Source organism: Pseudomonas sp. NPDC087817, from assembly GCF_044742875.1.
In the GTDB taxonomy this organism is placed as follows: domain Bacteria; phylum Pseudomonadota; class Gammaproteobacteria; order Pseudomonadales; family Pseudomonadaceae; genus Aquipseudomonas.
Genome location: NZ_JBIUVJ010000058.1, coordinates 1461 through 20608 on the forward strand (window position 1 = coordinate 1461; position 19148 = coordinate 20608).

22 protein-coding genes and 1 pseudogene are annotated in these 19148 nt (G+C 60.9%); 21 read left to right on the plus strand and 2 right to left on the minus strand.

Annotated elements, in window-relative coordinates; all coding sequences use genetic code 11:
- The 11 genes and pseudogenes from fliA to ACIONG_RS24670 all read left to right on the plus strand — a co-directional run.
- A pseudogene (gene fliA, locus ACIONG_RS24620) lies at window positions 1-81 on the plus strand (RNA polymerase sigma factor FliA); the annotation flags it as partial.
- A 166-nt stretch (window positions 82-247) separates the two neighbouring features.
- Window positions 248-619: a chemotaxis response regulator CheY gene (locus tag ACIONG_RS24625; protein ID WP_024012118.1), complete on the plus strand. Its 372-nt coding sequence runs from the start codon at window positions 248-250 to the stop codon at window positions 617-619.
- A gap of 17 nt (window positions 620-636) precedes the next feature.
- Window positions 637-1425, plus strand: a complete 789-nt coding sequence (locus tag ACIONG_RS24630; protein ID WP_401303275.1) for a protein phosphatase CheZ — start codon at window positions 637-639, stop codon at window positions 1423-1425.
- Between the two features lie 54 nt (window positions 1426-1479).
- Window positions 1480-3747 carry a chemotaxis protein CheA gene (locus ACIONG_RS24635; protein ID WP_213027952.1) on the plus strand — a complete coding sequence of 756 codons (2268 nt, stop codon included), beginning with the start codon at window positions 1480-1482 and terminating at the stop codon, window positions 3745-3747.
- Between the two features lie 49 nt (window positions 3748-3796).
- Window positions 3797-4945 (plus strand): chemotaxis response regulator protein-glutamate methylesterase, encoded by a 1149-nt coding sequence (locus tag ACIONG_RS24640; protein WP_401303278.1) that lies wholly within the window; start codon window positions 3797-3799, stop codon window positions 4943-4945.
- Window positions 4945-5685, plus strand: coding sequence for a flagellar motor protein (locus tag ACIONG_RS24645; protein ID WP_095190692.1), 741 nt, complete (start codon window positions 4945-4947; stop codon window positions 5683-5685). The genes ACIONG_RS24640 and ACIONG_RS24645 overlap by 1 nt, the downstream gene beginning before the upstream one ends.
- Window positions 5686-5700: 15 nt before the next feature.
- A complete protein-coding gene (gene motD / locus ACIONG_RS24650; protein ID WP_064120990.1) occupies window positions 5701-6591 on the plus strand; it encodes a flagellar motor protein MotD in 891 nt (296 codons plus the stop codon).
- 43 nt (window positions 6592-6634) lie between these two features.
- Entirely contained in the window at window positions 6635-7423 is a 789-nt protein-coding gene (locus tag ACIONG_RS24655; protein WP_103306836.1) for a ParA family protein, read from the plus strand.
- Window positions 7424-7425: 2 nt separating this feature from the next.
- Entirely contained in the window at window positions 7426-8391 is a 966-nt protein-coding gene (locus ACIONG_RS24660) for a CheW domain-containing protein (RefSeq protein WP_401303281.1), read from the plus strand.
- A gap of 73 nt (window positions 8392-8464) precedes the next feature.
- Window positions 8465-8950 (plus strand): chemotaxis protein CheW, encoded by a 486-nt coding sequence (locus ACIONG_RS24665; RefSeq protein WP_025111919.1) that lies wholly within the window; start codon window positions 8465-8467, stop codon window positions 8948-8950.
- Between the two features lies 1 nt (window position 8951).
- Window positions 8952-9344: a DUF2802 domain-containing protein gene (locus ACIONG_RS24670; protein WP_103306834.1), complete on the plus strand. Its 393-nt coding sequence runs from the start codon at window positions 8952-8954 to the stop codon at window positions 9342-9344.
- A 123-nt stretch (window positions 9345-9467) separates the two neighbouring features.
- On the opposite strand, the gene ACIONG_RS24675 is transcribed toward ACIONG_RS24670, so the two are convergent.
- Window positions 9468-9797: an EscU/YscU/HrcU family type III secretion system export apparatus switch protein gene (locus tag ACIONG_RS24675; protein WP_103306833.1), complete on the minus strand. Its 330-nt coding sequence runs from the start codon at window positions 9795-9797 to the stop codon at window positions 9468-9470.
- Window positions 9794-11368 carry a flagellar hook-length control protein FliK gene (locus tag ACIONG_RS24680; protein ID WP_401303283.1) on the minus strand — a complete coding sequence of 525 codons (1575 nt, stop codon included), beginning with the start codon at window positions 11366-11368 and terminating at the stop codon, window positions 9794-9796. The genes ACIONG_RS24675 and ACIONG_RS24680 overlap by 4 nt, the downstream gene beginning before the upstream one ends.
- Before the next feature lie 197 nt (window positions 11369-11565).
- Here ACIONG_RS24680 and ccmA point away from each other — a divergent pair, with 197 nt between their 5' ends.
- The 10 genes from ccmA to ACIONG_RS24730 all read left to right on the plus strand — a co-directional run bounded on the left by ccmA (window position 11566) and on the right by ACIONG_RS24730 (window position 18952).
- Entirely contained in the window at window positions 11566-12201 is a 636-nt protein-coding gene (gene ccmA / locus ACIONG_RS24685) for a cytochrome c biogenesis heme-transporting ATPase CcmA (RefSeq protein ID WP_401303285.1), read from the plus strand.
- On the plus strand, window positions 12198-12866 hold the full coding sequence (gene ccmB, locus ACIONG_RS24690) for a heme exporter protein CcmB (RefSeq protein WP_103306830.1): 669 nt from the start codon (window positions 12198-12200) through the stop codon (window positions 12864-12866). Before ccmA ends, ccmB begins: the two co-directional genes overlap by 4 nt.
- A gap of 78 nt (window positions 12867-12944) precedes the next feature.
- Window positions 12945-13700, plus strand: coding sequence for a heme ABC transporter permease (locus tag ACIONG_RS24695; RefSeq protein WP_016987487.1), 756 nt, complete (start codon window positions 12945-12947; stop codon window positions 13698-13700).
- Complete coding sequence (gene ccmD / locus ACIONG_RS24700) at window positions 13697-13873, plus strand: heme exporter protein CcmD (RefSeq protein WP_103306829.1); 177 nt, start codon at window positions 13697-13699, stop codon at window positions 13871-13873. The genes ACIONG_RS24695 and ccmD overlap by 4 nt, the downstream gene beginning before the upstream one ends.
- Window positions 13870-14325, plus strand: coding sequence for a cytochrome c maturation protein CcmE (ccmE, locus tag ACIONG_RS24705; protein ID WP_103306828.1), 456 nt, complete (start codon window positions 13870-13872; stop codon window positions 14323-14325). The genes ccmD and ccmE overlap by 4 nt, the downstream gene beginning before the upstream one ends.
- A 3-nt stretch (window positions 14326-14328) precedes the next feature.
- Entirely contained in the window at window positions 14329-16317 is a 1989-nt protein-coding gene (locus ACIONG_RS24710; protein ID WP_103306827.1) for a heme lyase CcmF/NrfE family subunit, read from the plus strand.
- On the plus strand, window positions 16314-16850 hold the full coding sequence (locus ACIONG_RS24715) for a DsbE family thiol:disulfide interchange protein (RefSeq protein WP_166222385.1): 537 nt from the start codon (window positions 16314-16316) through the stop codon (window positions 16848-16850). The genes ACIONG_RS24710 and ACIONG_RS24715 overlap by 4 nt, the downstream gene beginning before the upstream one ends.
- The gene (locus ACIONG_RS24720; protein ID WP_401303289.1) at window positions 16847-17317 is read left to right on the plus strand and encodes a cytochrome c-type biogenesis protein; all 471 of its coding nucleotides are present in this window, start codon (window positions 16847-16849) and stop codon (window positions 17315-17317) included. Before ACIONG_RS24715 ends, ACIONG_RS24720 begins: the two co-directional genes overlap by 4 nt.
- A complete protein-coding gene (gene ccmI, locus ACIONG_RS24725) occupies window positions 17314-18516 on the plus strand; it encodes a c-type cytochrome biogenesis protein CcmI (protein WP_401303291.1) in 1203 nt (400 codons plus the stop codon). Before ACIONG_RS24720 ends, ccmI begins: the two co-directional genes overlap by 4 nt.
- Before the next feature lie 31 nt (window positions 18517-18547).
- On the plus strand, window positions 18548-18952 hold the full coding sequence (locus tag ACIONG_RS24730) for a hypothetical protein (RefSeq protein WP_103306824.1): 405 nt from the start codon (window positions 18548-18550) through the stop codon (window positions 18950-18952).
- Window positions 18953-19148: the final 196 nt, after the last annotated feature.

Genomic DNA, 19148 nt, shown 5'->3' on the forward strand with positions numbered 1-19148 from the left:
AGTGAATCGCGGGTCAGCCAGTTACACAGCCAGTGCGCGGCCCGTTTGCGGGGGCGTTTGGGGGAGTGGCGAGCGCGCTGAAGGCAGTGTGGGGACACTGCGAACGAGGCTGGTGCGGTGATGAACGGCACCGGTCTTGCTCTGTTGTGCTCCAGACAGTCTTCGAGTGCTGCGCCGATTGATTGAAGTGGCGCGCCCAGGTGCTGGGCGCGTTTAAGACTGCTTGGAGGTCGAATTGAACAAAGACATGAAAATCCTCATCGTTGATGACTTCTCAACGATGCGGCGGATCATCAAGAACCTGCTGCGCGATCTTGGGTTCACCAACACCGTCGAGGCCGACGATGGCACTACCGCCATTCCGGTGCTCAACAGCGGCAGCATCGACTTTCTGGTAACAGACTGGAACATGCCGGGCATGACCGGTATCGACCTGCTGCGCCACGTGCGTGCCGATGAAAAACTCAAGCATCTGCCCGTGCTGATGGTGACCGCTGAAGCCAAGCGCGAGCAAATCATCGAGGCCGCTCAGGCCGGTGTGAACGGCTACGTGGTCAAACCTTTCACGGCTCAGGCGTTGAAAGACAAAATCGAGAAGATTTTCGAACGCATCGGCTGATGACGCGCGGGGGAGCTATGGAGCATAACGAATCTTCACAGGGCGATTTCGAGTCGACCCTGAAAAAACCCGCGGTCGAACTGGGCGAGAGCCTTGAAAAAGGCAGGTTCGGCGACGCTGTGCAACTGATCCATGAGCTCAATCAGACCCGTGACCGTGGCCTGTATCAGGAAGTCGGCAAGCTCACACGTGAACTGCACAGTGCGATCGTCAACTTCCAGATCGATCCGCACATGCCGCAGGCTGAGGAAGTGTCGCAAATCACCGACGCCACCGAACGCCTGGGCTATGTGGTCAAGCTGACAGAAGCCGCGGCCAACCGCACCATGGATCTGGTGGAAAGCGCCACTCCGGTGGTCAATGGTCTGGCTGAAGAAGCCCAGGCCTTGAGTACCGACTGGGGGCGTTTCATGCGTCGTGAAGTCGGGGCTGAAGAGTTCCGCGAACTGGCGCGCCGGGTCGACGGTTTTCTGTCACGCAGCAGCACGGACAACCGTGCGGTGTCGAGCAATCTGAACGACATCCTGCTGGCTCAGGATTACCAGGACCTTACCGGTCAAGTGATCAAGCGTGTGACCCAACTGGTCACCGAAGTCGAAAGCAATTTGCTCAAACTCGTGCTCATGGCCAGTCAGGTCGACCGCTTTGCGGGCATCGAACATGACCGTGCAGCGATGCTTGCAGAAAAAGATCCACAAAAACATCTCTCGCAGGGTGAAGGTCCGCAGATTCATGCCGATAAACGAGAAGACGTTGTGTCCGGTCAGGACGATGTGGACGATTTGTTATCCAGCCTCGGATTCTAGAGTTTTGGAATTTTAGGTTTTTTGGGTTTTTAGACCTGTAGGAGCACCCCATTAATGAGCTTCGGCGCCGATGAAGAGATCCTTCAGGATTTCCTGGTTGAGGCCGGCGAGATTCTTGAGCAACTGTCCGAGCAACTGGTCGAGCTGGAAAGCCGTCCGGATGACGCAGATTTGCTCAACGCAATTTTTCGCGGTTTCCACACTGTAAAAGGGGGCGCCGGCTTCCTTCAGCTCAACGAGCTGGTGGAGTGCTGTCACATCGCCGAAAACGTGTTCGACATCCTGCGTAAGGGTGAGCGTCGCGTTGATGCAGAACTGATGGACGTTGTCCTCGAAGCACTGGACGCGGTGAACAGCATGTTCAGCGAAGTCCGCGAGCGTGCACCGATCACCGCCGCCACGCCGGAACTGCTGGCAGCGCTGGCGCGTCTGGCCGAGCCGCAATCGGCGGATCAAGCCCCGGCTTCGCCAGTGGCCGAGATGATCGAAGAACTGGTCGTCGAAGGCGATTCGGGCGACATCACCGATAACGAATTTGAACAGCTGCTGGACTCGCTGAACGCCGTCAAGGCCGAAGCCGAAGCCCCGGCGGCGGCTGCGCCTGCGCAAACTGCCGAAGAGGCAGCCAGCGATGAAATCACTGACGCCGAGTTCGAATCACTGCTCGATCAGTTGCACGGTAAAGGTCAATTTGCAGCTGACGCAGTCGCGCCGGCGGCGGCCAAACCTGCAGCGCCGGCAGCAGGCGACAGCTCGGACATCACCGACGACGAATTCGAAGCACTGCTCGATCAGTTGCACGGCAAAGGCAACTTCGCCGTCGAAGCGCTGGAGTCGGCGATTGCCTCGGCCCCTGCGCCTGCCGCACCGGCGGCTGCCGCTGCCGGTAGCGATCTGATCAGCGATCACGAATTCGAATCGCTGCTCGACGAATTGCACGGTAAAGGCAAGTTCACTGAAGTCGGCGCCGCTGCTGCCGGCTCCGCTTCGACAGTCGCCACGCCGCCTGCGAAAGCACCGGCCGCTGCTGCTGCGCCGAAGCCTGCCGCCAAGCCTGAACCGAAAGCCGAAGCGCCAAAACCGGCTGCCGCTGCTGCACCGGCTCCGGCCCGTGCTGCCGCTGCACCGCCACCGGAAAAACCGGCGAGCGAAGCCGAGACCACCGTGCGGGTCGACACCGCACGTCTCGACGAAATCATGAACATGGTCGGCGAGCTGGTACTGGTGCGTAACCGCCTGGTGCGCCTGGGTCTCAACAGCGGCGACGAAGCCATGCAAAAGGCCGTGTCGAACCTCGACGTGGTCACGGCTGACTTGCAGACCGCGGTGATGAAGACCCGGATGCAGCCGATCAAGAAGGTCTTCGGGCGCTTCCCGCGTCTGGTTCGCGACCTCGCACGTCAGCTGAAGAAAGAGATCAACCTGGAGCTGGTGGGTGAAGAAACCGACCTCGACAAAAACCTTGTCGAGGCTCTGGCCGACCCGCTGGTCCACTTGGTGCGCAACGCCGTCGACCACGGTATCGAGTCGCCGGAAGAACGCGAAGCGTCGGGCAAGGCCCGTGGTGGTCGCGTGGTGCTGGCAGCCGAACAGGAAGGCGACCATATCCTGCTGTCGATCTCCGATGACGGCAAAGGCATGGACCCGAACGTCCTGCGTTCGATCGCGGTAAAACGCGGCGTGATGGACAAGGACGCGGCCGATCGCCTGAGCGATACCGAGTGCTACAACCTGATTTTCGCCCCGGGTTTCTCGACCAAGACCGAGATCTCCGACGTATCCGGCCGTGGTGTCGGCATGGACGTGGTGAAGACCAAGATTTCCCAGCTCAACGGTTCGATCAATATCTACTCGACCAAGGGCCAGGGCTCGAAGATCGTCATCAAGGTGCCGCTGACCCTCGCGATCATGCCGACCCTGATGGTCATGCTCGGCAACCAGGCGTTTGCGTTCCCGTTGGTCAACGTCAACGAAATCTTCCACCTCGACCTGTCGACCACCAACGTCGTGGACGGCCAGGAAGTGGTGATCGTGCGGGACAAGGCCTTGCCTCTGTTCTACCTCAAGCGCTGGCTGGTCAGCTCCGCCGCTCATGAAGAACAGCGCGAAGGCCATGTGGTGATCTTGTCGGTGGGCACTCAGCGGATCGGCTTCGTCGTCGATCAACTGGTTGGCCAGGAAGAAGTGGTCATCAAGCCATTGGGCAAAATGCTGCAAGGGACTCCGGGCATGTCCGGCGCCACCATCACCGGTGACGGCCGCATTGCACTGATTCTCGATGTTCCAAGCATGCTCAAGCGTTACGCCGCACGGCGTATTTGAATCCGGGGCGGCGGGGCGACAACGTCCCGCTGCGCCTAATGGAGTGTTTATGGCAGTCAAAGTCCTGGTGGTGGACGATTCGGGTTTTTTCCGCCGCCGCGTCTCGGAAATTCTTTCAGCGGATCCGAGCATCCAGGTGGTCGGTACGGCCACCAACGGTAAAGAGGCGATTGATCAGGCCCTGGCCCTCAAGCCAGACGTGATCACCATGGACTACGAGATGCCGATGATGGACGGCATCACGGCCGTGCGGCACATCATGCAGCGCTGCCCGACCCCGGTGTTGATGTTCTCCTCGCTGACTCATGAAGGCGCTCGGGTAACCCTCGATGCGCTGGATGCCGGTGCGGTGGATTTCCTGCCGAAGAATTTTGAAGACATCTCGCGCAACCCGGAGAAGGTCAAGCAACTGCTGTGCGAGAAGGTGCATAGCATCTCGCGCAGTAACCGTCGTTTCAGTGCCTACAGCGCGCCGGCTCCGGTAGCTGCGCCTGCACCGACGCCTGCTCCGGCGGCGTCGAGCTTCAGCAGCCACAGCACCAGCGCGCCTGCACGTCCAGCGCCTGCACCTGTGCATGCGCCTGTCGCAAGCCGCGCCTCGACTACCGGCTCGTCGTCGCCGGCACCGAAACGCAAAGCCTACAAACTGGTTGCCATCGGTACCTCGACGGGCGGTCCGGTTGCCCTGCAACGCGTGTTGACGCAATTGCCGGCCAACTTCCCGGCGCCGATCGTGCTGATCCAGCACATGCCGGCAGCGTTCACCAAGGCCTTCGCTGAACGTCTGGACAAGCTCTGCCGCATCAGTGTCAAGGAAGCCGAGGATGGCGACATCCTGCGTCCGGGCCTGGCGTTGCTGGCCCCGGGTGGCAAGCAAATGATGATCGACGGCCGTGGCGCGGTGAAAATCCTCCCGGGCGACGAGCGTCTGAACTACAAGCCGTGCGTGGACATCACGTTCGGTTCGGCGGCGAAATCCTACGGTGACAAAGTTCTGGCGGTCGTGTTGACCGGCATGGGCGCCGACGGTCGTGAAGGCGCACGCCTGCTCAAGCAGGGCGGCAGCTCGGTGTGGGCACAGGACGAAGCCAGTTGCGTGATCTACGGCATGCCGATGGCCATCGTCAAAGCCGATCTCGCGGATGCGGTGTACGGTCTGGACGACATCGGCAAGCACATCGTCGAGGCGTGTATCTGATGGATGTTCTAAGCCTTATCGGGATCATCATGGCGTTTGTCGCCATCATCGGCGGCAACTACCTGGAAGGTGGTCACCTCGGTGCGCTGGCCAACGGCCCGGCGGCACTGATTGTACTGGGCGGCACCATCGGTGCCGCGCTGCTGCAATCGCCGATGAGCGCGTTCAAACGCGCGATGCAGATCCTCGCCTGGATCTTCTTTCCGCCGCGAGTGGACCTGGCCGGCGGCATCGATCGCGTGGTCAACTGGAGCCTCACTGCACGCAAGGAAGGTTTGCTCGGTCTGGAAGGCGTGGCCGATGCCGAACCCGACAGCTACTCGCGCAAGGGCCTGCAACTGCTGGTCGACGGCGCCGAGCCGGAAGCGATCCGCAGCATCCTTGAAGTGGATTTCTACACCCAGGAAGCCCGCGACATCGAAGCGGCGAAAGTCTTTGAAAGCATGGGCGGCTACGCGCCGACCATCGGCATCATTGGTGCGGTGATGGGCCTGATTCATGTGATGGGCAACCTCGCCGACCCGACGCAATTGGGCAGCGGCATCGCCGTGGCGTTCGTCGCGACCATCTACGGCGTGGCCAGTGCCAACCTGATCCTGTTGCCGGTCGCGGCCAAACTGAAGTCAATCGCGTTGCGACAGTCGCGTTATCGCGAAATGTTGTTGGAAGGTATCTTGTCGATCGCCGAAGGTGAAAACCCGCGCTCTATCGAGTTGAAGCTTCAGGGCTTCATGGATTGATGGGGGTAATGGACTATGGCTCGTCGCAGGCATCAGGAAGAACACGTTAACCACGAGCGCTGGCTCGTGTCCTACGCCGACTTCATCACGCTGCTGTTCGCTTTCTTCGTGGTCATGTACTCGATCTCGTCGATCAACGAAGGCAAGTACAAGGTTATTTCCGAAGCGCTGATCGGCGTCTTTACCGACTCCGATCGCTCACTCAAACCGATTCCGATCGGCGAAGAACGACCGAAGACCGTGACCCCGGCCAAGCCGCTGGTCAAGGATGCCGAGCAGGTCGACGCCGGTATCGCCGGCGCCAGCGATCCGCTGAAGAGCATTGCCGATGACATCAGCGCGGCGTTCGGCGATCTGATCAGCTCCAACCAGATGACCGTGCGTGGCAACGAGTTGTGGGTCGAAATCGAACTCAACTCCAGCCTGTTGTTCGGCAGCGGCGACGCCATGCCCAGCGACATCGCGTTCAACATCATCGACAAGGTTGCGGCGATCCTCAAACCGTTCGACAACCCGATCCACGTTGAAGGCTTCACCGACGATCAACCGATCCGCACCGCGCAGTACCCGACCAACTGGGAGCTGTCCTCGGCGCGTTCGGCGAGCATCGTGCGCATGCTGGCGATGCAGGGTGTGAACCCTGGCCGTCTGGCCTCGGTGGGCTACGGCGAGTTCCAGCCAGTGGCCAACAACGCCACGGCCGAAGGCCGGGCGAAAAACCGTCGGGTGGTGCTGGTGGTATCGCGCAACCTCGATGTGCGCCGCAGCCTCACGGGCACCGGAACCGCCAACGCGCAACCGGATGCTGCACTCAAGCGTGCTGGCACACAAACTGCACCGACCCCGGTCAAGACGCCGGGACGCGAGAGTGCCGTCAATTCTCCGTCACCCGCATTAACACGCTGAACCATGTCTCGGTCGAGCATCTCGACCGGGAGGAACGAACTGAATGAGAGTCTGGGCAGTCGCCAATCAAAAGGGTGGTGTTGGTAAAACCACTTCTTCCATCGCTTTAGCCGGTTTGCTGGCGGAGGCGGGCAAGCGCGTGGTTGTGGTCGATCTCGACCCGCACGGCTCGATGACCAGCTATTTCGGCTACGACCCCGACAGCCTGGAACACAGCAACTACGACCTGTTTCTGCACAAGGGCACTGTGCCGCAAGGCTTGCCCGGGCAGTTGCTGTTGTCGACCAGCGACGAACGCATTTCCCTGCTGCCGTCGAGCACCGCTCTGGCCACCCTTGAGCGCCAGTCGCCGGGGCAGAGTGGCTTGGGTCTGGTGATCGCCAAGAGTCTGGCGCAGCTGTGGCAGGACTTCGATTACGCCGTCATCGACAGCCCGCCGTTGCTCGGCGTGCTGATGGTCAACGCCCTCGCGGCCAGCCAGCAACTGGTGATCCCGGTGCAGACCGAACACCTGGCCGTCAAAGGCCTGGAGCGGATGGTCAACACCTTGGCGATGATCAACCGCTCGCGCAAACAGGCGCTGCCGTTCAGCATCGTGCCGACCCTGTTCGATCGCCGTACTCAGGCATCGATGCATACCTTGCGCGTGCTGCGTGACAAATTCCCCGACGAGATCTGGCAGGGTTACATCCCGGTCGATACGCGTCTGCGCGACGCCAGCCGTGCCGGTGTCACGCCCTCGCAATTCGACGGCAAGAGCCGTGGCGTGCTGGCTTATCGCGCGCTGCTCAAGCATCTGTTGGCGCAACAACTTGTTCCGCAGGTGGCTTGAGCATGAATCGGCCGCTTAAGTTGACGTCGAAGCCGCAGTTGGCCTTGCAGTCGTATCTGGATGGCTTGTTGCAGGAGATTCCTGACGAGTTGCCAGCGGCATTCGTAGCGGAACCTGAAGAGGTGGAAAGTGCGGCGGCGCTGGATGAATTCCAGGCCGCGGTGCTGGAAGAGCAGGCGCGTGATGCGCAGCAGGCTGTGAAGCCGGTTGCCGCGCCTGTTGCTGCACCCGTGACCAAGGCTCCGCTGGCGTTGATTGAAGAGGCAGCGCCGGTTCGCGCTTCGGTTTCCACGCTCGCACCGCTGTTGCAAACCCAGCTTCTGAAAACCACGCCAGAACCGGTCGTGGCCGAGCCTGCGCCAGTCATGCCCGCACCTGCGCCAGTGCTGCCCGAACCCGTCGAACAGACGCTGGTGCCGCCGCTGGTGGAAGTGCATTTGCCGCCGAGCAATACGCCACCGCCCGTGGAAACCGACGGCCGTCCAGCCTGGGCCTCCGAAGCGTTCGAATGCCTGCTGTTCGACGTGGCCGGGCTGACGTTGGCGGTGCCGCTGGTGTGCCTCGGCTCGATCTATTCGCTGGCCGGTCATGAACTGACGCCGCTGTTCGGCCAGCCGGAATGGTTCCTCGGCATCTTGCCGAGCCAGGCCGGCAACCTGAAAGTTCTGGACACCGCGCGCTGGGTCATGCCGGATCGCTATCGCGATGACTTCCGTCAGGGCTTGCAGTACGTGATTTCGGTACAAGGTTACGAGTGGGGCCTGGCGGTGCATCAGGTCAGTCGTTCGTTGCGTCTTGATCCGAATGAAATCAAATGGAGAAGTCATCGAGGTCAGCGGCCATGGCTCGCCGGCACGGTGATTGAACACATGTGCGCCTTGCTCGATGTCGCCGCACTGGCCGAGTTGATCGCCAGCGGCGGGGCAAAACACATGTCCGGCAGTAAGCCGAACCACAAACCGACATAACAGACAGTACCGGCATCGATATGCCGGAAACGAAACATAAACCGCCAGGCGCGGTACTTCGAGGGGCTAGGGTATGAACGACAAGGCGACGGCGGCAAAGGGTTCCGAAGATCCGATCCTGCAATGGGTAACCTTCAAACTGGACAACGAAACCTACGGCATCAACGTGATGCGCGTTCAGGAAGTCCTGCGCTACACCGAGATCGCGCCGGTACCGGGTGCGCCAAGCTACGTGCTGGGCATCATCAACCTGCGCGGTAACGTTGTCACCGTGATCGACACCCGTCAGCGCTTCGGCCTGAGCACCGGCGAGATCAGCGACAACACCCGTATCGTCATCATCGAAGCCGACAAGCAAGTGGTCGGGATCATGGTCGACAGCGTGGCTGAAGTGGTTTACCTGCGTCAGTCGGAAATCGAGACCGCACCGAACGTCGGTAACGAAGAGTCGGCCAAGTTCATCCAGGGCGTGTGCAACAAGAACAACGAGTTGCTGATCCTGGTCGAGCTGGACAAGATGATGAGTGAAGAAGAATGGTCGGAACTGGAGAGCATCTGATTTGATTCTCGAGGTTGCGGTTATTGTCCTGTTCCTTTTCTGGGCAGGCACGCTGGCGATGTTTGTGTCGTACATCAAGGCGCAAAAAGTGATTGCCGCGCAACAGGCTCATGGCGATGCGCTGCGTGATCAGCGCATCAAGGACCTGGCCAAACGCGTTGACGACTACCAGAACGGCAACGTGCGCATGGGCGAAGCCCTGCACGAGTTGCGCGCGGTCGTCGGGCCGTTGCCTGACAAGATTGTTGCGCTGGAGCAGCGCGATCCATCGAGCCTGTCGTTCGCCCAAGCGGCGAAACTGGTGGGGATGGGCGCGAGCGTTGATGAACTGACTCAGTCCTGCGGTTTGACCCAGGCTGAGGCGGAGTTGATGCGCAAACTTCACAAGAACTGATTGTCGTACCGGGATCGTTCCCACGCTCTGCGTGGGAATGCATCTTGGGACGCTCCGCGTTCCGCTTGTGAAATGTGACGCAGAGCGTCACGGGCGGCATTCCCACGCAGAGCGTGGGAACGATCAGTAATCATCCCCACGTTCGGTGATGTCCTTCTCGACCATCGGCGCATCCGGATCCTGTCCCTCGGGGAATTTCCCCTTCAGATTCCACGCAAACGCGATGATCTCGGCGATGGTGCGATACAGCTCTTCGGGAATGCTGTCGCCCAGTTCCATGCGCGCCAACAGGCGCACCAGTTCGGCGTTTTCGTAGATCGGCACTTCACACTCGCGGGCAATCCGCAGGATTTCTTCGGCCAGTTCCTCGTCACCCTTGGCGGTGAGGGTCGGGGCGTGGTTGCCGTCGTATTTGAGGGCGATGGCCTGGCGTGGGGCGGTGGTGTCATTCATGCGGTTTCGTCAACCCAGCGGTGGTCGAGGCGGGTTTGGTTGCCTTGCGGCGGGGTGCCGTGGTGGCAGTCCAGATCGCCGACGTTCAGCCCGCGATCGAGCAGGCGCTGGCGCAGAGCGAACAGGTTGTTTTCGATCAGGTCGGCGGTGTACGGCCGTTCAGCCCAGAGCTGACTCGACAGGCTGCCGGCAATCAATTGCGCCTGAATCTGCATCGGCCCCAGCGGTTCCATGTCGAACGCCAGATCGACGCGCCACAATTGTTGTTTGGACTCGCGTTCGTCGCGACGCTCATTCGGTTGGGGCTCTTTCTCCGGCGCTTCTTCGCGCTGGAACTTGACCTGCAACGGCACGATGTCCTGCAGGTTACGCATGGGAATTTCCAGTTGCCAGGTGCTGAGCAGGCGCCCGTCATCGGTGACGCCGGTCTGTTCCAGGCTCGATAACTGATGGCTTTGCAGCCGGGAAACAGCGGCGGCGGCGAGGCGCAGCAAATGTTCCAGATCACCTTCGCCGTCCTGGCTTTGCAGCAGTCGGTCGGGCAGCGGGAAACTGTTTGGCAGCGGTTTGGCACTGACTTGACCGAGCATGCCGAGGGCGTTGCGGACGAAACTCGGCATGGCCTGCGCCAAGGTGTTGGCGGCAATGATCGCATTCAGATTGGTGTTGCCGGGCAGGCCGGGTGTGAGTTGCGCGATCAACTTGAGCAGACCGGCTTTCATGTCCGGGGCCAGCGTCGGATTCTGGCCGGTCAGCAGTTTGGCTTCGAGGAACATGCCGCTGTTGGCCAGCGCCATCGCCAGGCCTTTGGGCGTGCTCAGTTGCTGCACGTCAGGCAGGCCGGCCAGCAGTTTGTCCACCGCTGCGCGCAAATCTGCCGACGTTTGATCGGTATCGGCCGGCAGGTTTTGCAGCGCGTTGAGTAAACCGCTGAGCGATGCCTGGCGACTCTGCTGGCCGACCAGTTGCTGGCTCACCGCCAGTTGCTCCTGACGGCTGCTCAGCGGCAGGAATTTCAGGGTTTGCGAATCTTCCACCAGCGCCGAGAGCAGGGTGCCGATACGCAGCGGTTGCGGGCTGTCGATGCTCAGGGTACTGCCGCTCAACGCGGTATTGAGCAGGCTGACCATCGAGCGGAACACCGTCGCTTGACCCGGTGGCTGCGCAACGACCTGCGAGGTCAGCACCTTGCCTTGCAACAAAGTACCGACCGGCAGTTGCGCGGTGTCGATGCGGGTGAGGGTGGCGACGCTGCTGGCAATCGCCTGTTGCACAGTGATCGCCAGATTGCCTGCCGACGGCTGGGTGATCGCCAGGCTGGTGCCTTGCGGCAATGGCAGATTGCTGGTCGCTTGCACGGTGGTCTGCCGCCCGCTGTCCAGCGTCACCTTCAGCAATAATTGAAACGTCTGATCCGCCTGTTTGAGCGACAACACCTCGGCCTTGGCACTCTGCCCGGCGCCGATCAAGCCTTCAACCGGCGTCAGCAGCTTGAGCAGCTCACCCACCTGCGGGCGAGCGGTCGCCGGGGTGGTGGGCGGGAGCGGGAGGATGTTCATTTCGCCTGTCATACGCGGACACAACCTGAGGAAATTGCACTCTTGAGAGTAAGGCACGACATGTATAATGCCGCCCGTCTTGCGCTTCGTTCAAAAAACATAGCAATTGTTTGACGCAGCTCTCTAGAACGAGCCGTCAATGCATCTATGCTGCATCTCTTTAACGGCCGCACCCGAGCCGACTTGAACCGTATAAGGCCCGTGATCCCTTGACCAGTCCTGTCCTGCAAACCGTTGCCCTCGCGTGTGAACGTGACTTGAGGCTGCTCTTCGAAAATCTCGAATTGAGACTGGCCAGTGGCGATATGGTGCAAATCAGCGGTCCCAACGGCAGCGGCAAAACCAGTCTGTTGCGTCTGTTGGCCGGGCTGATGCAACCGACCGACGGTCAAGTCCTGCTCAACGGCCAGCCGCTGACCGAGCAGCGTAGCGAACTGGCGCGCAATCTGTTGTGGATCGGCCATGCCGCCGGGATCAAGGACCTGTTGACCCCGGAAGAAAACCTCTCCTGGCTGTGCGCCCTGCATCATCCCGCCGAACACGATGCCATCTGGCAAGCGCTGGCAGCCGTAGGATTGCGCGGTTTCGAAGATGTTCCCTGCCACACGTTGTCCGCCGGTCAGCAGCGCCGTGTGGCACTGGCGCGTTTATATCTCGACAGCCCGCCGCTGTGGATTCTCGACGAGCCGTTCACCGCCCTCGACAAGCAAGGGGTGGCGCAACTTGAAGAACATCTGGCTGGTCATTGCGAGCGCGGCGGCCTGGTGGTGTTGACCACGCACCACACCCTGAGCCGGATGCCGGCCGGTTATCGCGACATCGATCTGGGGAATTGGGCGGTATGAGTGTGTTCGGCCTGCTGGTTGCCCGTGAATCCCGACTGCTGTTTCGCCGCCCGGCGGAACTGGCCAATCCGCTGATTTTCTTCGCCATCGTCATCGCTTTGTTCCCGCTGGCCGTCGGCCCGGAAACGCAAGTGTTGCAAAACCTGTCCCCGGGGTTAGTCTGGGTGGCGGCGCTTTTGTCGGTCCTGCTCTCGCTGGACGGGCTTTTCCGCAGTGATTTTGAAGATGGCTCCCTGGAACAGTGGGTCCTTTCGTCGCACCCGCTGCCACTTCTGGTATTGGCCAAGGTGCTGGCACACTGGCTTTTTTCCGGGCTGGCACTGGTTTTACTCTCGCCCTTGCTGGCGTTGATGCTCGGTTTACCGACCGCGTGTCTGCCGGTTTTGCTGCTTTCGTTACTGCTGGGCACGCCGGTGTTGAGCTTGCTCGGCGCGGTGGGCGCGGCGCTGACGGTGGGTTTGAAGCGCGGTGGCCTGTTGCTGGCGCTGCTGATTCTGCCGTTGTACATCCCGGTGTTGATCCTTGGCAGTGGCGCCCTGCAGGCGGCTTTGCAAGGCATGCCGGCGACCGGGTATCTGCTGTGGCTTGGTAGCCTGACCGCCCTGGCGATCACCCTGACACCTTTTGCAATAGCGGCTGGCCTGAAGATCAGCGTCGGCGAATAATGAGGTCTGGTTAAAATTTAACCAGCAAAGACCCTGAGACTGCTCACACCGATGAGCGGCACCCGTGATGGAAACAGTATGAACTGGACCTGGTTTCACAAGCTCGGCTCGCCCAAGTGGTTTTACGGCATCAGCAGCAAGTTCTTGCCGTGGTTGAGCATTGCAGCGTTGCTGCTGATTGGTGTCGGCGTCGTCTGGGGCCTGGCCTTTGCGCCGCCGGATTATCAGCAAGGCAACAGCTTTCGCATCATCTATATCCACGTGCCCGCTGCGATGCTCGCTCAGTCGATCTACGTGATGCTGGCAGTCTGCGGCGTGGTCGGGTTGGTGTGGAAAATGAAACTGGCCGACGTCGCCCTGCAATGCGCCGCACCGATCGGCGCATGGATGACCGCCGTGGCGCTGGTCACCGGGGCGATCTGGGGCAAACCGACGTGGGGCTCGTGGTGGGTCTGGGACGCGCGGCTGACCTCGATGCTGATTCTGCTGTTCCTGTATTTCGGCGTGATCGCGCTGGGCAACGCCATCAGCAACCGCGACAGTGCCGCCAAGGCCTGCGCCGTGCTGGCCATCGTCGGCGTGATCAACATTCCGATCATCAAATACTCGGTGGAGTGGTGGAACACCCTGCACCAGGGCGCGACCTTTACCCTCACTGAAAAACCGGCAATGCCTGCCGAGATGTGGCTGCCACTGCTGCTGACGGTGCTGGGTTTCTACTGCTTCTTCGGCGCCGTGCTGTTGCTGCGCATGCGCCTGGAAGTGCTCAAGCGCGAAGCCCGCGCCAGTTGGGTCAAAGAAGAAGTGCAGCACAGTCTGGAGGCCGCTCGATGAGTTTTGCTTCATTCGGCGACTTCCTCGCCATGGGCCATCATGGCCTGTATGTCTGGTCGGCCTACGGCATCTGTCTGGCGGTACTGGCCTTCAACGTGGCGGCGCCGATCGTGGCCCGCAAGCGGTATCTGCAACAAGAGGCGCGTCGTCTGCGCCGGGAGAACGGCAAGTGAATCCGCTGCGCAAAAAACGTTTGATCATCATTCTGGCGATTCTGGTCGGAGTCGGCGCTGCCGTCGGCCTGGCCCTCAGCGCCCTGCAGCAGAACATCAATCTGTTTTACACCCCGACCCAGATCGCCAACGGTGAAGCGCCGCACGACACGCGCATCCGTGCCGGTGGCATGGTCGAGAAGGGCTCGCTGCAGCGTTCTCCGGATTCGCTGGACGTCAAATTCGTCGTCACCGACTTCAACAAAGCCGTGACCATCACCTATCGCGGCATCCTCCCGGACCTGTTCCGCGAAGGGCAGGGCATCGTTGCCCTCGGCAAGATCAATGCGGACGGTGTGGTCGTCGCCGATGAAGTGCTGGCCAAGCACGACGAGAAGTACATGCCGCCGGAAGTGACCAAAGCGTTGAAAGACAGCGGTCAATCCGCACCGACCCCAGCGAAGGAGGGTTGATCGATGACTTCCGCGATATTTATTCCTGAACTGGGCCATCTGGCGATGATTCTGGCGCTGTGTTTTGCGCTGGTGCAAGCCGTGGTGCCATTGGTCGGTGCATGGCGCGGCGACCGTTTCTGGATGAGTCTGGCCCAGCCGGCCGCATGGGGGCAGTTTGCCTTTTTGCTGTTTGCCTTCGGCTGCCTGACTTACGCCTTCATGACCGATGATTTCTCGGTCGGCTATGTGGCGATGAACTCCAACAGTGCCTTGCCGTGGTACTACAAGTTCAGCGCGGTGTGGGGCGCCCACGAAGGTTCGCTGCTGCTGTGGGCGTTGATCCTCGGTGGCTGGACCTTCGCCGTGTCGGTGTTCTCGCGGCAATTGCCGCAAGTCATGCTTGCCCGCGTACTGGCGGTGATGGGCATGATCAGCACCGGTTTCCTGCTGTTCCTGATTCTCACGTCGAACCCGTTTTCGCGGATCCTGCCGCAGATTCCGGCGGACGGTCGCGACCTCAATCCTTTGCTGCAAGACATCGGCCTGATCGTCCATCCGCCGATGCTCTACATGGGGTATGTCGGTTTTTCCGTGGCCTTCGCGTTCGCCATTGCGGCACTGCTCGGTGGGCGTCTTGATGCGGCGTGGGCACGCTGGTCGCGGCCGTGGACCATCGTCGCCTGGGCCTTCCTCGGCATCGGCATCACCCTCGGTTCGTGGTGGGCTTACTACGAACTCGGCTGGGGCGGCTGGTGGTTCTGGGACCCGGTGGAAAACGCTTCCTTCATGCCTTGGCTGGTGGGCACCGCGCTGATCCACTCGTTGGCGGTCACGGAAAAACGCGGCGTATTCAAGAGCTGGACGGTGCTGCTGGCAATTGCCGCGTTCTCGTTGAGCCTGCTCGGTACCTTCCTTGTACGTTCCGGCGTGCTGACCTCGGTGCACGCCTTTGCCTCCGACCCTGAGCGCGGTGTGTTCATCCTGATCTTCCTACTGTTTGTGGTCGGTGGATCGCTGACGTTGTTTGCCTTGCGTGCGCCGGTGGTGAAAAGTCAGGTCGGCTTCAATCTGTGGTCACGGGAAACCCTGCTGCTGGGCAACAACCTGGTGTTGGTGGTAGCGGCGTCGATGATTCTGCTCGGGACCTTGTACCCGTTGATTCTCGATGCGATCAGCGGCGCCAAACTGTCGGTCGGCCCGCCGTACTTCAATGCGCTGTTCATTCCGTTGATGGCGTTGCTGATGCTGGTGATGGCGGTCGGCGTGATCGTGCGCTGGAAAGACACCCCGGTGAAATGGCTGGTTGGCATGCTCACCCCGGTGTTGCTCGGCAGTGTCGCGCTGGCAGTCGTGGCCGGCGTCGCCTACGGTGATTTCAACTGGGCGGTGATCGCGACCTTCCTGCTCGCCGCGTGGGTATTGCTCGCCGGCGTGCGCGACATTTTCGACAAGACCCGCCACAAAGGCCTGATCAAAGGCCTGCCTACCCTGACCCGCAGTTACTGGGGTATGCAGATCGCCCACCTCGGCATCGCCGTGTGTGCATTGGGCGTGGTGTTGTCGAGCCAGAACAGTGCCGAACGCGACCTGCGTCTGGCGCCGGGCGAGTCGATGGCGCTGGCCGGTTATCAGTTTGTCTTCGAAGGCGCGAAGCACTTCGAAGGGCCGAACTTCACCTCCGACAAGGGCACCATTCGGGTCATTCGCGACGGCAAGGAAATCAGCGTGCTGCACCCGGAAAAACGCCTGTACACCGTGCAGAGTTCGATGATGACCGAAGCCGGAATCGACGCCGGTTTCACCCGTGACCTCTACGTTGCCCTCGGCGAGCCGCTGGAAAACGGCGCGTGGGCGGTGCGCGTGCATGTCAAACCGTTTGTGCGCTGGATCTGGTTCGGCGGTTTGCTCACCGGTTTGGGTGGTTTGCTGGCGGCGCTGGATCGACGTTATCGGGTCAAGGTGAAATCCAAGGTGCGTGATGCGCTAGGCATGACGGGAGCGGCTGCATGAGACGTTGGTTGATGCTGGTGCCACTGGCGATTTTCCTGCTGGTGGCGGTATTCCTTTATCGCGGTCTGTACCTTGATCCGGCGGAGCTGCCGTCGGCCATGATCAACAAACCGTTCCCGGAGTTTTCGTTGCCGGCAGTGCAGGGCGACAAGACCCTGACCAAGGCTGACATTCTCGGTAAACCTGCCCTGGTAAACGTCTGGGGCACCTGGTGCATTTCCTGCCGGGTCGAACACCCGGTGCTGAACAAACTGGCCGAGCGCGGTGTGGTGATCTACGGGATCAACTACAAGGACACCAACGCCGATGCGCTGAAGTGGCTGGCCGAATTCCACAATCCGTATGTGCTGGACATCCGTGACGACGAAGGCTCGCTGGGCCTGAACCTGGGTGTCTACGGCGCGCCGGAAACCTTTTTCATCGACGCCAAAGGCATCATTCGTGACAAATACGTCGGTGTGATCGACGAGCAGGTCTGGCGCGAAAAACTCGCGGCCAAGTATCAGGCGCTGGTCGATGAGGCCAAGCCATGAAGCGTTATTTAGCCGCCGTGGTATTGGGCTTGAGTCTGGCCGGTGTGGCGCACGCCGCCATCGATACTTACGAGTTCGCCAAAGAAGGTGACCGCGAGCGTTTCCGCGAACTGACCAAGGAACTGCGCTGCCCCAAATGCCAGAACCAGGACATCGCCGATTCCAACGCGCCGATTGCCGCTGACTTGCGCAAAGAGATTTTCCGCATGCTCGGCGAGGGCAAGGACAATCAGCAGATCATCGACTTCATGGTCGATCGCTACGGGGATTTTGTTCGCTACAAACCTGCACTGAATGCCAAGACTGCCTTGCTGTGGTTCGGCCCGGCCGCGCTGCTGCTCGGTGGCTTTGTGGTGATCGCGGTGATCGTCCGCCGTCGTCGCGGGCAACGCGCCGAAACCCCGCAATCGCTTTCCGCCGATGAGCGTCAGCGCCTCGACCAACTGTTGGATAAAAACCAAGAATGATTGATTTCTGGCTTGCCGCAGGGCTGTTGCTTCTGGTCGCCCTGAGTTTTCTGCTGATCCCGGTTTTGCGTGAACGTCGCGCCCAGCGTGAAGAAGATCGCACTGCCCTGAACGTTGCGCTGTATCAGGAGCGCGTGGCCGAGTTGCAATCGCAACAGGCTGAAGGCGTGCTCGACGCCGCGCAAATGGACAGCGGTCGCGCTGAGGCTGCGCGTGAATTGCTGGCGGATACCGAAGGCGTTACAGCGCCGCGCGTGTCGAAGCTGGGCAAGCCGTTGCCGTTGCTGGCGGCGGTGCTTGTACCGGTGTTGGGACTAGGTCTGTACCTGCATTTCGGTGCTGCCGACAAAGTCGAACTGACCCGCGAATTCGCCCAGGCACCGCAGTCGATGGAAGAGATGACCCAACGTCTGGAGCGCGCGGTTGCCGCGCAGCCGGATTCGGCGGAAGGCCTGTACTTCCTCGGTCGCACTTACATGGCTCAGGAGCGTCCGGCGGACGCGGCGAAGATGTTCGAACGCGCCGCCAACCTCGCCGGCCGCCAGCCGGAACTGCTCGGGCAGTGGGCGCAGGCGCAGTATTTTGCCGATGGCAAAAAGTGGTCGGACAAGATTCAAGCCCTGACCGATGAAGCGCTGAAGGCCGATCCGAAAGAAGTCACCAGCCTCGGTCTGCTGGGTATCGCCGCATTCGAAGGTGAGCGCTATCAGCAAGCCATCGATTACTGGAATCGTCTGCTGGCGCAATTGCCACCGGACGACAAGTCCCGCGAAGCGCTGCAAGGCGGGATCGAGCGTGCCGCCGAGCGCCTGCAAGCCAGCGGCGGCAAGGTCGCCGAGGCTCCAGCGGCCAAAACTGCCGCACTGCTCAAGGTTCGCGTCGATCTGGCCAGCAAACTCAAAGGCAGGGTGCAGCCGGGCGACAGCGTGTTCATCTTTGCCCGCGCCACGTCCGGGCCTCCAGCGCCGCTGGCGGCCAAACGCCTGACCGTGGCCGATCTGCCGGTGACCGTCGAACTGGGCGATGCCGACGCGATGATGCCGCAGTTGAAACTGTCGAACTTCCCTGAAGTCCAATTGGTTGCGCGCATCTCCCGGGCCGGTCAGCCGACCGCCGGGGAGTGGGTCGCTCGCAGCGGCCCTCTGGCCAGCAGCACCACCGCGCCACAAACACTGACCATCGACAGCCCGGACAAATAACCACCGGGAATAAAAACAGGAAAGCACCGCCATGCACACCATCGCCCGAATCACAGTCCTCACACTGGCCCTGGGCATGAGTGCATGTGCGGTGCAACGGCCGGAACCGACCACCAACCTGCCGCCAATTCCGCCGTCGCAACCCAGCCCGACTCCGTCGACCTCACCGACACCGGGCAAAAGCATCCCCGCCAAACCGGCGAAACCGGTCCCGCGTACTTCGGCGAGCTTCGCTCCACCACCGGGTGGCAACAGCCATTGGGATCAGAAACTCGGCGTCTACGTCCTCGACGGCCAAACCAACACCTTCTACCGCCAACGCACCTACTTCCGCTGGAACAACGGCTGGAGCCGCTCCATCAGCCCCAACGGCCCGTGGGAAGACACCGACATCCACGGCGTGCCGCCGGGGTTGGGCAAGCAGTTCGGACAGTAATGAAAACGGCGATCTTTGGATCGCCGTTTTGCTGTGTGCCTGTTGGGTGCCCACAGAAATTGCTCATGGAAGTGCTGCACAGCGCTCAAGGTTTAGCGGTTTCAATCACACGCTGTAAAACAACCGGGCGTCGCTCTGCGGATTTCTATGCTTGAGTAAAGATAACTCTAGAGTTACTTTTAACAGGCCGAGGCAA